13 protein-coding genes are annotated in these 13,656 nt (G+C 70.5%); all 13 read right to left on the bottom strand.

Going from position 1 to position 13,656, the window contains the following annotated elements; genetic code table 11:
- Positions 1–193: 193 nt before the first annotated feature.
- Positions 194–1,363: a PQQ-dependent sugar dehydrogenase gene (locus IT355_15515; GenBank protein ID MCC7054679.1), complete on the bottom strand. Its 1,170-nt coding sequence runs from the start codon at positions 1,361–1,363 to the stop codon at positions 194–196.
- Positions 1,364–1,464: 101 nt separating this feature from the next.
- Entirely contained in the window at positions 1,465–3,402 is a 1,938-nt protein-coding gene (locus IT355_15510) for a potassium transporter Kup (GenBank protein MCC7054678.1), read from the bottom strand.
- 341 nt (positions 3,403–3,743) lie between these two features.
- Positions 3,744–4,130 carry a hypothetical protein gene (locus IT355_15505; protein MCC7054677.1) on the bottom strand — a complete coding sequence of 129 codons (387 nt, stop codon included), beginning with the start codon at positions 4,128–4,130 and terminating at the stop codon, positions 3,744–3,746.
- Between the two features lie 5 nt (positions 4,131–4,135).
- Entirely contained in the window at positions 4,136–4,540 is a 405-nt protein-coding gene (locus IT355_15500) for a hypothetical protein (GenBank protein MCC7054676.1), read from the bottom strand.
- An 8-nt stretch (positions 4,541–4,548) separates the two neighbouring features.
- Positions 4,549–5,226 (bottom strand): sigma-70 family RNA polymerase sigma factor, encoded by a 678-nt coding sequence (locus tag IT355_15495; GenBank protein ID MCC7054675.1) that lies wholly within the window; start codon positions 5,224–5,226, stop codon positions 4,549–4,551.
- 104 nt (positions 5,227–5,330) lie between these two features.
- The gene (locus tag IT355_15490) at positions 5,331–5,501 is read right to left on the bottom strand and encodes a hypothetical protein (GenBank protein MCC7054674.1); all 171 of its coding nucleotides are present in this window, start codon (positions 5,499–5,501) and stop codon (positions 5,331–5,333) included.
- 62 nt (positions 5,502–5,563) lie between these two features.
- Positions 5,564–6,025 (bottom strand): peptidylprolyl isomerase, encoded by a 462-nt coding sequence (locus tag IT355_15485; protein MCC7054673.1) that lies wholly within the window; start codon positions 6,023–6,025, stop codon positions 5,564–5,566.
- Between the two features lie 101 nt (positions 6,026–6,126).
- Entirely contained in the window at positions 6,127–6,900 is a 774-nt protein-coding gene (gene nth, locus IT355_15480; GenBank protein MCC7054672.1) for an endonuclease III, read from the bottom strand.
- A complete protein-coding gene (locus tag IT355_15475; GenBank protein MCC7054671.1) occupies positions 6,897–8,624 on the bottom strand; it encodes a hypothetical protein in 1,728 nt (575 codons plus the stop codon). Before IT355_15475 ends, nth begins: the two co-directional genes overlap by 4 nt.
- A 52-nt stretch (positions 8,625–8,676) precedes the next feature.
- On the bottom strand, positions 8,677–9,564 hold the full coding sequence (locus tag IT355_15470; GenBank protein ID MCC7054670.1) for an alpha/beta hydrolase: 888 nt from the start codon (positions 9,562–9,564) through the stop codon (positions 8,677–8,679).
- 267 nt (positions 9,565–9,831) lie between these two features.
- Positions 9,832–10,737 carry a histone deacetylase gene (locus IT355_15465; GenBank protein MCC7054669.1) on the bottom strand — a complete coding sequence of 302 codons (906 nt, stop codon included), beginning with the start codon at positions 10,735–10,737 and terminating at the stop codon, positions 9,832–9,834.
- A 58-nt stretch (positions 10,738–10,795) separates the two neighbouring features.
- Complete coding sequence (locus IT355_15460; protein MCC7054668.1) at positions 10,796–11,863, bottom strand: M42 family metallopeptidase; 1,068 nt, start codon at positions 11,861–11,863, stop codon at positions 10,796–10,798.
- 72 nt (positions 11,864–11,935) lie between these two features.
- Entirely contained in the window at positions 11,936–13,633 is a 1,698-nt protein-coding gene (locus IT355_15455; GenBank protein MCC7054667.1) for an amidohydrolase, read from the bottom strand.
- Positions 13,634–13,656: the final 23 nt, after the last annotated feature.

The following is a 13,656-nucleotide window of genomic DNA, read 5'->3' as shown; positions in this document are numbered from 1 at the left end:
GGCAAATGCGCGGCAGTTGCTGTTGCTGTTGCTGTTGCTGTTGCTGTTGCTGTTGCTGTTGCTCTTTCCAAAAAAATCGGGGCCCCGATGCGCCTGGAGATTCACTCCGCGCACCGGGGCCCCGATCACCATGCAGTTCTTTGCGTCCTTCGCGCCCTTTGCGCCTTTGCGTCAAAGCCGTTCGCTGTTGCCGCTACCGGCTCCCAGTCACGCGATAGATCGAGTTGCCGGCGTCATCGCTGACGAGCACGGACCCGTCGCGGAGCACCGCGAAGTCCACCGGTCGCCCCCAGCGCGCACCGGCGTCGTTCTGCCAGCCGGTGATGAAGTCCTCGTAGCTCACCGGGCGGCCGTTGCGGATGCGGACGCGGACCACCTTGGCCCCGGTCGGCGTGTCGCGGTTCCAGCTGCCGTGGAACGCCACCAGTGCGTCGCCGCGGTAGTCTGCCGGGAAGGCCGTCGCCCGGTCCAGGAAGACGATGCCGAGGGGGGCCGAGTGCGCCTGCATGCGGAGCGCCGGTGCCTCGGTGCGGTCACAGCGCGCCTGGTCGTTGTATTCCGGGTTCGGGATCCGCGGTCCATGGCAGTACGGCCAGCCGTAGTCCTTCCCGTCCTGCAGCAGGTTCAGCTCCTCGGTCGGCAGGTCCTGGTGGTCCGGGGCGAGGTTGTCGCGCTCGTGCTGCGTCACCCAGAGCTGCTTCGTGACGGGGTGCACGGCCACGCCCACCGCGTTGCGCAGGCCGCTGCTGTAGATGCGCCCGTTCTGCCCGTTCTCGTCGTACTGCATCACCGTTGCGCGCTCCGGTGCCGACTCGACGCAGAGGTTGCAGCTGCTGCCGATCGAGACGTACATGCGGCCGTCGGCGCCGAAGACGATCGTGCGGGTGATGTGCCCCTTCCCGCCGTCGTAGCGGTTGAGCTGCTCCGGGGCGCCGCTCGGCACGCCGGCGGCCGTCAGCGCGAAGCGCACCACGCCGCCGGTGTTGGCCACGTAGAACTTCCCCTTGTGGAACGCCATGCCATGCGGCCGGTCGAGGCCGGTCAGCACCACCGACGTGGAATCGGCGACGCCATCGGCATTGCGGTCCACGACGCGCATGATGGTGCCACGGTTCGGGATGCTGACGTACACGCTCCCGTCCGGTGCCAGCGCCAGCGCGCGTGCGCCGTTGACGGTGGCGAACTTCGTCACCGCGAAGCCAGCGGGCACCCGCAGGCGGCCGTCGAGCGCGGTGGCACGTGCCGGCACCAGGCGGCTCGGCGTGGTGTCGATCGAGGCGCTCGGGCCCGACTGCGCCGTGGCGCCGGACGCGCTGCAGGCGGCGGTGCCAAGCACCGTGAGGGACAGCAACAGCACACGCATCGGAAGCCTCAGGAATGAGGGGTGACGGGACGGCGGATAAGTTTGCACCGATGGGCAGCGCGCGCGGCGGCCGGCCGCTGCGCGCGCTGCCCTGCACTCACTCAGAGTTCGATCTGCGTCCCGAGTTCCACGACGCGGCCGGGCGGGATGCCGAAGAACGCGGTGGCGGACCGGGCGTTCCGCATCATCAGGATGAACAGCTTCTTCCGCCAGGTGGCCATGCGCGACGGGCCGTTCGGCAGAAGCTGCTCGCGGCCGAGGAAGTAGCTCGTCGAGCCGCTCGAGCAGACGAGCCCGCAACTGCGGGCGCTCGCCATGATGTCGCGCATCTCGGGCGTCTGCATGAAGCCGTACGCGGCCGTCACGCGCCAGAAGCCGGCGCCGAGCGACGTCACCGACACGCGCCGTGCCCCGTCGATGTACGGCACCGGCTTCGAGACCACGCTCAGCAGGACGACCTGCTCGTGCAAGACCTTGTTGTGCTTGAGGTGGTGCAGGAGCACCGGCGGAATGCCGTCGGCGTCGGATGTCATGAAGACCGCCGTGCCGGTCACCCGCGTGGGCTCCTTGCGCTTGATGTCCGAGAGGAACAGCTCGGTGGGCAGCGTGCTGCGCCGCAGCAACTGTCCGAGCGCCTCGCGACCGCGCTTCCACGTGCTCATCAGCGTGAAGATCCCGGCACCCACCATCAGCGGCACCCAGCCGCCCTGCAGCACCTTGAGCACGTTGGAGCCGAGGAACGCGGCGTCAACCGTCAGGAAGACGCCGGTCACAGCCAGCGCACGCCAGCGTGGCCAGTTCCAGCGCGTCGTGCACAGTTCGTAGAACAGCAGCGACGTGATCGTCATCGTGCCTGTGACGGCGATGCCGTAGGCTGCACCGAGCGCACTGGACGACCGGAACCCAAGCACGACCAGCATCGTGCCGAAGGCGATCAGGGTGTTGATCTCCGGGATGTAGATCTGCCCCGACTGCGTCGAGGAGGTGTGGATGATCGTGACACGTGGCGTGTAGCCGAGCTGCACGCTCTGTTGCGTGAGCGAGAAGGCACCGGAGACCATGGCCTGGCTGGCGATGATCGCGGCCATCGTGGCCAGGATGAGCAGCGGGATCTGCAGCATGCCGGGCGCGAGGAAGTAGAACGGGTTCGCGCGTGCCGCGGCATGGCTGATGAGCGCCGCGCCCTGGCCGAAATAGTTGAGCAGGAGGCAGGGAAAGACCAGCAGCAGCCAGGCGAGGCGGATCGGGCGCTTCCCGAAGTGGCCCATGTCGGCATACAGCGCCTCCGCGCCGGTGACCGAGAGCACGACGGCGCCGAGCAGCACGAAGCCATGCCAGCCATGCGACATGAAGAAACGCACGGCGTGCCACGGCGCAATCGCGGTCAGCACCGCCGGCTGGGCGAGGATGTGCGGAACGCCCAGTGCCGCAATCCCCGTGAACCAGAGCAGCATGAGCGGCCCGAAGGCCTTGCCCACGCGGTCCGTGCCGAAACGCTGCGCACCGAAGAACGCGACGAGGAGCGCCAGGGTGACAGGCACGATGTACCGGTTGAGGGCCGGCGCGATCACCTCGAGACCCTCCACCGCGGACAGCACCGACATCGCCGGTGTGATGATGCCATCGCCGTACATCAACGCCGCACCGAAGAGCGCCAGCACCACCACACGCTTCTTCTTGCTCTCGCTGATCGCAACCCCGCCTACCTTCTGCAGCAGCAGCGCGAGCAGCGCGAGCGTCCCGCCCTCACCGCGGTTGTCGGCGCGCAGGATGAAGCCGACGTACTTCACCGTCACGACGCTGATCAGCGACCAGACGATCAGCGACAGCACGCCGATGACGTTCTCCGGCGTCGGCTCCACGCCGTGCGGCCCGTTGAAGCACTCCTTGAGCGCGTAGAGCGGGCTGGTGCCGATGTCGCCGTACACCACGCCGAGCGCGGTCAGCGTCAGCAGCGCCAGCTTCTTGCCCGTGGCCGGGTCACCGACGTGGTGGTGGTTGCTGTCGGCCACGAACGCGGGATGGGACCCCGTCGTCATCGTGAGCCCGGGCTGCGGCGCCGGCGGCGCAGCCGCTGCGCCGGCGATCGGGGCGGGACCGGCAGGCGGCACCGGGTCGGCAGGGGAGCCCGACCTGTCCGGCTCTGGCGGCTCCGAAGGCGGAATTTGCGGATCAGTCATGCGATGTGCCGCGCACCGCAGGGCGGGACGCAGCGAGACGGAAATGGCGTGGTGCTGCGGACGCAGCACACCGCCCCAACAGGCAACGCCGCCCTCGAACCGGACCAGGCGGCGTCAAGCACTCTCCGAAACTGCCGAATCGCTGGAAGCTATTCGGGTCGTCCGGCCGGGGTAGTGGTCATGGACGGGTCCGCTGAACCTCAGCGCTTCGCGCTCTGCGAACTGTCGTCCTTGCTCGCCTCCAGCAGCACCGCGTCGAGGCGCCGCTGCTGGTCCGCGGTCAGCCGGGAACGGATCACCGCCCGGGCCGCCAGGCGCACCGAGTCCAGGCGGGGCTGGATCGGGGCCAGCAGCGCCTTCATCGTCTCGTTCCGGGCATCCAGCACCGAGTCCATCATCACCCGCTGCGAGGCATCCAGCGCCAGCCGGCGCGCCAGCTCGTCCCGGGAGCCACGCTGGTTCTTCGGCACCCCCGGACGGTGCTCGATGGCCCGGTTGGCCGTGAAGCCAAGCGCGCCGCCCACCAGCACCGCACCGAGCAGGAAGAAGATCGCCTGCGCCTTGGTGCGCTGGATCGTATTCGACATCCGGCTCAGTAGCGGAACAGGTCAGGCACGGTCTTTTCGCGCGGCGCGTCGCTCAGCGGCCGGCCGGTGGAATCCAGCGGGATCGAGAGGGCCTCCACCGCCGCCTCGTCCGCCAGCCGGCGCTCGTCGCTGGAGGTCTTCCACAACCCCCAGACCGTCAGCAACAGCGCGGCCGCCGCGGCCATGCCGCCGATCCGGCGCCACTGTGCGAACGGCTCCCACCAGCCCCCGATCACCGCGAACGCACCCGAGGTGCGCCGCGCCCGGGCCACCGGCTTCTCGTCGGCGAGCACCTGTGCCATGATCCGTGCCTCGAGCCCGTCCCAGTACGCCGGGTCTGCCGGGGGACGCATCAACGATCGAAGCTGCAGTGTCACTGCGGGATCGCGGTCGAAATCTTCAGTGTCCATGGTGTGTCTCAGGCCAGGCGACGGAGCGCGCCCAGGATGGTGCGCATGGCCGCCCTGGCATGGTGCAGGTCGGAGCGGGCGGTGCCCTCGGGAATTCCGAGCATCGCGCCGATCTCGGCGTGCTTGTACCCCTCCACGTCGTGCAGGACCAGCACCGACCGCTGCCGGTCGGGCAGCTGGGTCAGCGCACTCCGCAGACGATCGTGCAGTTCATCCGCTTCAGCAGGATCGCGGAAGGGACTCGCGTGAGTGTCGACCAGCTCGTCCGTGTCGCGCACCTTCCGGCGCCGCGCCAGGTCCAGCGCCGCATTGCTGATGATCCGGTGCAGCCAGGCGCCGAAGGGCTGGTCCGGCCGGAATCGTGCCAGCGCCCGGTGCGCGTGCAGGAACCCCTCCTGCACGGCGTCCTCGGCATCCTCGTGCGACAGGAGCACGGCGCGGGCCACGGCGTAGGCCCGCTGCTGGTGGCGGCGCACGAGCTGGGCGAAGGCCCCCGTATCTCCCTCCTGCGCGGCCAGCACGAACCCACGCTCCTCTTCCCGCGCGCGGACCAGCGCCTCGGCGGCCTTCGCGCTCTCGGCACCCCCGGTGCTCGCCCGGATCGACTTACGCGCCACGACGCCCCGCCGCACACGCGGCACGGCGGGGGAATCGAAAGTCACGAGCGAGAGCGGCTGGCTGGCCATGGCACCGGGTCTGGGTTGCCATGGGTACGCACCCCGGGTTCGCAACGTTGCGGACTGGCCGCATGGCGCCGCCGGCGCCGGGAACCCGGGGCGAAATCGTCACGCTACTTCGTCGACTCGGCCGCTTCCTTCGCGCCGCCCTCGGCGTGCGCGGCGCTGTTGTTCGTGACCTTCACGACCGCGAACAGGATGGCGGCCACCAGGATGGCGCCAAGGCCGAGTCCGGTGAATGCGGCCGAACGATCACTTTCTCCCGCTGAATGGGACGAGCTCATCGAAAGGTCCTGAAAAGAGTCAGCCGCGCAGGCACCCTGCCCGCGCGGTCACACGCGACGAATCAGGCCACCCGGACCGTGTTCATCACATCGTTGCCGACGATCTTGTTCACCACGTCCATCCCTGCCGTCACCTGCCCGAACACCGTGTGCACGCCGTTCAGGTGCTGCGTGTTGCGCTCGTTCAGCACGATGAAGAACTGACTGCCGCCGGTGTCCTTGCCGGCATGCGCCATCGAGAGGGCGCCCGGCTTGTGCTTGTGGGGATTGCCGGCCGTCTCGCACTTGATCGTGTAGCCGGGTCCACCGGTGCCCACCTGCGGATGGCCGTTCGGGAGGTCGCGCGACTTCGGGTCGCCGCCCTGCACGACGAAGTCGGGGATCACGCGGTGGAACTTCACGCCGTCGTAGAACTTCTCGTTGGCGAGCTTCTCGAAATTGGCGGCGGCGATCGGTGCCTCGCCCTCGAACAGCTCCGCCGTGATGGTGCCCTTGTTGGTTTCGAACGTGACGATCTTGGCCACGGTGTCTCCGGTATCCGTTGTGATGGCATCCGCGGGCGGCAAGCCCGGCGTCGCGCAGCCCCGAATCTACCAGCTTTGCCGGGCCAGGGGACCCGCCCGCCCTACTGATCCAGCGGCGCCGACGGACAGACCGGCCGCAACGTGCAGGCACCGCAGCGCGGCGCACGGGCATCGCACACCTGGCGGCCGTGCCAGATCAGCAGGTGGGACAGCATCGCCCAGTTCTCGCGGGGAAAGAGGGGCATCAGGGCCTGTTCCACCTTCACCGGGTCAGTGGCCTTCGTCAGCCCGAGCCGGCTGGCGAGACGGCCGACATGGGTATCCACCACCACCCCATCGTTGATCCCGAAGGCGTTGCCCAGCACCACATTGGCCGTCTTCCGGCCCACCCCGGGCAGCACCACGAGTTCGGCCATCGTGTGCGGGATCTCGCCGCCGTGCCGCTCCACCACGCGCGCCGCCATGCCAAGCAGGCTCTTCGTCTTCGCACGGAAGAAGCCGGTCGATTTCACGAGTGTCTCGACCTGCCCGGGCACCGCCGTGGCGAGCGTCGCGGCATCGGGGCAGGCGGCGAACAGCGCCGGTGTCACCATGTTCACGCGCTTGTCGGTGCACTGTGCGCTCAGGATCGTGGCCACGGTCAGCTCGTACGCGTTGCGGAAATCCAGTTCGCAATGCGCCGCGGGATACAGGCGCGCCAGCTCCGCGTACACGGCGGCTGCGTGCGACCTGAGCGCGGCGCCCCTGCGCTGCGGGAACCGTGTGCGGAGCACGATCCGCCGCGCCGGTTTCGGCGCAGCGTGCGCCGCCTTGCCCGGCCGCGACACCCCCGGCGTGGCCTTCGTCGACACCGCAGCCTTTCGGGCGGGGCTCATGCGGCGGTGAGCGCCACGCGGCGGCGGCGGGCGAACGCCAGCACCTCGTCCGCGCCGCGGGTGTTCAGCACGTCCGGCGCCGACAGCCACGCTTTGCGGGCCATCGACACGCCAAGCCCGACGTGGTCCAGCCCCGCGATCGAGTGTGCGTCAGGCCCGATCTCCACCGCCACGCCGGCGTCACGCGCCTTCCGGCACCAGCGCCAGTCGAGGTCCAGCCGGTGCGGGTCCGCGTTCAGCTCCACGGCAACACCCAGCCGCGCCGCCTCGGCCAGCACGGCGTCGAGGTCGATCGCGAACGGTTCCCGCGTCAGCAGGAGCCGACCGGTCGGGTGCCCGATGATGGTCACGTGCGGGTCGGTCATGGCCTTGAGCACGCGGTCCGTCATCTGCGTCTCGCTCAGCCCGAACCGTGTGTGCACCGAGGCGATCACGTACTCGAACCGGTCCAGCAGGGGTGCGCCGAAATCCACCGTGCCGCAGGGCAGGATGTCGGCCTCCACCCCCTTGAGCACCCGGAACCGTCCGTCGAGTGCGGCGTTCACGGCGTCGATCTCCTCGTGCTGCTGCTGCACGGCATCGGCGGTCATCCCATGGGCATTCAGCGCCGATCGTGAATGGTCGCTGATGCCGAGGTAGCGCCAGCCGCGCGCCATCGCCGCCTGGGCAAGGTCGTGGATGCCGAAGCCGCCGTCAGAGTACAGGCTGTGGCAGTGCAGCACCCCCTGCAGGTCGCTGCCCTGCAGCAGCGCCGGCAGCGCGTTGGCCTCGCCGGCGGCGATCTCACCCATGTGCTCCCGCAGTTCGGGGGCGATGCAGGGCAGGCCGGCAAGCGCATACACCGCCGCTTCATCGGGCACGGGGAGCAGCGCACCGCCGGCGTCGCGCAGCTCGTCGTCCGCGATGCGGAACCGACGGTCCGCCAGGCGCTGCAGCACGGCGCGCACATGGGCATCGCTGCCGGTAGTGCGCAGCAGGGCCAGCGCGAACTGTGCCGGGTGCACGCAGTGCAGCGTGGCCGCCGTGCTGTCGGCGAGGTGCAGGGTGACGGTGCGCGTGCCGCCGCCCACCACCCGCTGCACGCCGCGCAGCGCTGCCAGCCGCGCCGCGACGTCACGCGGCTGCCCGCTGCACTCCACCACCAGCACCAGCTCCGTCACGGTCTCGGCGCGTCGCCGGAGCGCGCCGCTGACCGCCACGCGCGACACGCCCGGTGTCGCCGCAACCTCCTGGCGCAGGCGCGCGGCTTCCGCATCGGCGTGCGGCAGCAGCACGGGGGCGCCGGTCGCGCGCAACTGAGCGATGCCGTTCCGCACCCGTTCCACGAGCCGCGGCCCGAAGCGCGGCAGGGCGCCGAGCCGACCATCGCGCACCGCGTCTTCCAGTTCCTGCAGCGTCTCGATGCTCAGCGCGGCATGCACGCGCTGGATCGTCGTCGGGCCCAGGCCCGGCACGCGGAGCATCTCCTGCAGCCCTTCCGGCGTGTCTTCGCGCAGGTCGTCCAGCAGGGATGAATCGCCGTCGGCGGCCAGCTCCCGGAGCACGTCGAGCACGTCCGGCGGGAAGTCGCCCTCCGCGATCACGTCGGCCAGCGCACGCGTCGGGTGCGTTCCCAGCAGGCGCGAGGCGGCGTCGAACCGTGCGGCGCCCTCCGCCGCCTCGCCGCGGAGCTGGCGCAGGGTCGCGATCTCGGCGAGCACGTGGGCAGCGGCGCGGGCTTCCATGCCGGCAATCTACAGCCGGCCCCTCACGATTCCTTCCCGCCGCGTGCGCGCCTCAGGCGCTCCGGGTTGCCACGAAGCCCTCGAGCGCCGCGCGGAGCGCCGCGGGCTGCTCGACGTACGGGACGTGACCGCAGTCGTCCAGTTCGACGAAGGTGGCGCCGAGCGCGGCCGCGGTGGCGCGCGCACTCGACAGCGGGATCGGGTCACGGGTGCCGTGCACCACCAGTGCCGGCAGGCCGATCCCGGCCAGGGCGGGGAGCAGCGCCACCCCATCCACACTCGCCCAGGTGGATTGCTGCACCCGGCCCTGCACCCGGAACGGCGTCAGGTTGGACGAGCGCTCGGGGTGCGCGAAGTAGCCTGCCACGCTCAGCTCGAACGCCCGCTGCCGGTACGCCTCCGGATCCGCCTCGCGCAGTCCCGATGCTTGCAGCGCGGTCCGCAGGCCGGCCACGGCAGGCGAGAGCTGCCGGCGCTGGAACTCGGCGTCGAACGCGGCGCGATCGGCGGGGAGGAACGGTGCCGGCGAGATCAGCACGTGCCATGGCGGCAGCGTCGCAGCCGTCTCCCGTGCGGCAACCAGCACGTGCAGTGCCAGCAGCGCCCCCCACGAATAGCCGACGACCGGTGCTCCCGTCACGCCGAGTTCCGCGCACACCGCCGCAAAGTCTGCCACGTGCGTGTCCACCGTCACCGGCGTCGGGTCGTCGGTCTTCGACCGCCCTCCGCCGCGCTGGTCGTAGAACACCAGGTCGAAGCCGTCGCCCAGCGTGGCCAGCATCAGCAACTGCGGCAGCAGGTAGTCGTGGCTCGCCCCCGGCCCGCCATGCAGCACGACCATCGGGGTCGCACCCGCGCGCCCGTGGCGGCACCAGTACAGCGGCACGTCGGTGGTGCGTGTCATGCCGCTCTCACGCGGCTCCGGGATGGTGATCGGCATTCTGCAATCTACCCGAACTGCAACTGCCTCAACGCAAAGTCGCAGAGCGGCCTGCGGCCGCCGCAAAGGGGCCGGCCTTCTGCGCCGGGAGCGGGACTCTGCGCAACGAGGGGCGTCGGGATGGCTGAGGGAACTGCAACTGCCACCGAAGTTCCCTCGGCAGTTCAACACGAGCCCACGCAGACGTCGCGAGTCGCGCGCAGGGCGCCCTGTTCCTTTGCGGCGGCCGCAGGCCGCTTTGCGACTTTGCGTTTACGCAGTTGCAGTTCAGTCAGCGAACCTGGACGCGATGGCGACGGTCTGCAGGTGCACGCGCACGGTGTCGGTGATGTCGCGCCCGTATCCGCCGGCGATCGTGACGCAGACTGGCAGGCCGATCTCGCGGCAGGTGCGCAGCACCAGCTCGTCGCGCTGGGCGAGCCCCTCGAACGTGAGGCGGAGCCGTCCCAGCCGGTCGCCCTCGTGCGGGTCGGCGCCAGCCAGGTACACCACCAGGTCGGGGCGCGACTCGCGCAGTACGTCCGGGAGCGCCGCGCCCAGGCGCGCGAGGTACGCCGCGTCGTCCGTGCCGTCGTCCAGCGGCTCGTCCCGTGACGCCGGCACCTTGTGGAACGGGAAGTTCCGCGCGCCGTGCATGTCGAAGGTGTACACCGTGGCGTCGTCGGTGAACACCGCGTTCGTGCCGTTGCCCTGGTGCACGTCCAGGTCCACCACGCAGGCGCGGCGGATCACGCCCTGCGCCTGCAGCCGGCGAATGCCCACGGCCACGTCGTTGAACACGCAGAATCCCTCGCCGCGGTCGGGAAAGGCGTGGTGCGTGCCACCGGCCAGGTTCATCGCGATGCCGTGCCGGACGGCATGTGCGCACGCCTCTGCCGTGCCCTGCACCACGCGGAAGGCGCGCTCCACGAACGCCGCACTCCACGGCAACCCGATGCGGCGCTGGTGTGCGGGATCGAGGGTGCCATGCTCCACGCCCGCCACGTAGGCGCCGGTGTGCACGCGGAGCAGGTCCTCGTGTGCCACGCGCGCCGGTTCGTGCAGGCGGTGGGCCGACACCAGCCCCTGCGCCAGCGCGCCCTCGCGGAGCAGCGCGTACTTCGCCATCGGGAAGCGGTGGCCGTCAGGCAGCGTGATCGCATAGCGCGGCGACGACCAGCAGTGCAGCGGCATGCGGTTCAGGCGGGAATGGCGCGACCCGCCGCGCCGTGGCGCAGCGGGCTGGCGCGTGTCACCGGTCGGTGAAGTCCGTCTCGTGGGTCACCCGGCGGCAGACCTCGGCGATCAGCGTCGCCGCGCGGTCCAGGTCGTCCAGGCTCACCATCTCGTTCGGTGAGTGCATGTAGCGGTTCGGGATCGACACCAGGCCCGTCGCGACGCCATCCCGTGCGAGCTGGATCGCGTCGGCGTCGGTGCTGGTCGCCCGTCCCGCGGCGTGCAGCGAGTAGGGAATGCCGAGGGCGTCGGCCGTGTCGCGCATCAGTCGGAACACCACCGGGCTGGTGACGCTGCCGCGCGTCAGCACCGGCCCGCCCCCCAGCTTGTGCTCACCCACCTCCTTCTTCTCGATCCCGGGATGGTCGGTGGCGAAGGTCACGTCCACCGCGATTGCCATCTGCGGCCCGATGGCCTGCGCGGCCACGCGCGCGCCACCACCGGAGTAGCCGATCTCCTCCTGGCAGGTCGCCACCGCCACCACCCGCGCCGCCCCCGGCTGCGCCGCGTACCGGCGCAATGCCTCCAGCACGATGAACGCCCCGATCCGGTCGTCGATGCTGCGCGACACGATGCGGTTGTTCGGCATGTCGGTGACCTTCGCGTCCAGCACGCCGCAGTCACCCACCGAGAGGCGGGCGGCGGCCTCGTCGCGTGTCGTCGCGCCGATGTCCACCCACATGTCCGCGAACTTGGTGACCTTCTCGCGTTCCTCCGGCTTCATCAGGTGGATCGGCTTCTTCCCGACCACCCCGTACACCTCGCCCGCGCGGCCGAGGAAGCGGATGCGCTGACCCACCAGGACCTGCGTGTCCCAACCGCCGATCCCCTCGATGTAGGCAAAGCCGTTGTCATCGATCCAGGTGACGATCACCCCGATCTCGTCGATGTGGCCGGCGAGCAGGATCGTCGGGCCGCCACTGCCGGCCACTTCGGCAATCGAGTTGCCGATGACATCCGCGCGGACGCTGGCGAACCCCGCCGCCTCGGCGCGCCAGACCTTCGCCGGCGCGGATTCGAAGCCCGACGGGCCAGGGGTGTCGAGCAGCGTCTTGAGGAACGCGATGGAGGAATCGTTGAGCATGACGTCAAGCTAGTTGCGGGTGGGAACCATCGGGTGCCGGAGAGGACGCGTGAGCCCCGCCCGGGGTGACGTTCAGCGCGCCGCGGCCTCGTACACCTTGCTCCCCCCCACCCAGGTCTGCAGCACCCGGGTGCGCAGGATCAGCTCCGCGGGAATGCGCATGATGTCCTGGTCCAGCACAACGAAGTCCGCGAGCTTGCCCGCGGTCAGCGAGCCGAGCACCGCCTCCTGGAACGCCGCCCGGGCGGGCCAGATCGTCATCGAGCGCAGCGCCTCCTCGCGCGTCATGCGCTGCTCGGGGTACCACCCCCCGACCGGGAAGTCGTCGGCATCCTGCCGGGCGACGGCGGCATGGAAGCTGATCAGGGGATTGACCATCTCGACCGGGAAGTCGCTGCCGTTCGGGATGATCACGCCGGTGGCCAGCAGCGAGCGCCAGGCATAGGCGCCGCGCAGCCGCTCGGTGCCGAGACGGTTGCCGGCCCAGTACATGTCACTCGTCTGGTGGCTGGCCTGCATGCTCGGGATCACGCCCAGCGTCGCGAAGCGCCCGATGTCGTCGTGGTGGATGATCTGCGAGTGCTCGATCCGGAAACGGTGGTCGGCCGTCGGCACGGCCTTCAGCGCCGCGGAGTAGGCGTCGAGCGCCAGCCGGTTGGCGCGGTCGCCGATGGCGTGCGTGGCCACCTGCCATCCCGTGCGCAGGGCGCGCTCGCTCACGCCGCGGATGAAGTCGGGCTGCATCACCAGCAGGCCGTTGTTGGCCGCATCGTCGGCATACGGGTCGAGCAGGGCCGCGCCGCGCGAGCCGAGCGCGCCGTCGCCGTACAGCTTGATGCTGCGCACCCAGAGCCGGCTGTCGTGGAGCGCACTCCGCGGCCCCTTCGCCCACGCCCAGGCCAGTGTGGCGCTGTCACCCGACAGCAGCACGTAGGCGCGCAGCGTGAGCTCGCCCGCCTGCGCCGCCGCCTCGTACGTGCCCACCACCGCCGGCGACACGCCCATCTCGTGCACGCCGGTCAGCCCCCACCGGTTCGCCTCGCGCACGGCATTCCTGAGGATCTCGCGGGGATTGCCGGCATCCGCGCCCCGCGTCGCGGGTTCGATGAGCTCCTGTGCGTTGTCCACCAGCACGCCGGTGGGCGCACCCTGCGCGTCCCGGAGTACGCGGCCACCCTCGGGATCGCGGCTCGCGGCGGTGATCCCCGCCTTCGCCATCGCCACCGCGTTCGCGATCACGGCGTGTCCGTCCACGCGCTCCAGCACCACCGGATGGTCCGGCGTGGCGGCACTCAGTGCGGCGTGCAGGGGGAGTCGCGTGTCGCTCCAGTCGTTCTGGTCCCAGCCGCGGCCGAGCACGGGTGTGCCCTTCGGCAGCGTGGCGGCGCGTGCCGACACGCGCGCGATGACCTCGGCGAAGGAACGCGTGCCGGTGAGGTCCACCTGGCGGAGCGTCACCCCGAGCCCGAAGAGGTGGGCGTGGGCGTCGGTCATGCCGGGAATGACCGTGCGGCCGGCGGCATCCACGACCGTGGTGGCCGGTCCCTTCAGCGCCATCGCCTCCAGGGCGCTGCCCACGAACAGCAGCCGCCCGCCGCCGATCGCCATCGCCTCGGCCATCGGGGCGGCGTCGTCCGCCGTGTAGATGCGCGCGTTGGTGACGATCAGGTCGGGGCGCGCCGGTGTGGCGCGGACGGGAGCCTGCGCCGCAGTGGGCAGGGCCACCGCGACGGTGGCGACGACGGCGAGCAGGAACCTGGGTGCGGTCATGGGCGGGTGAGGCAGGCGTGGAC

The sequence above is a fragment of the Gemmatimonadaceae bacterium genome (assembly GCA_020851035.1).
GTDB lineage: Bacteria > Gemmatimonadota > Gemmatimonadetes > Gemmatimonadales > Gemmatimonadaceae > JACMLX01.
The sequence above is the reverse complement of the archived record's forward strand: the minus strand, read 5'-3'. Positions and strand labels throughout refer to the sequence as shown.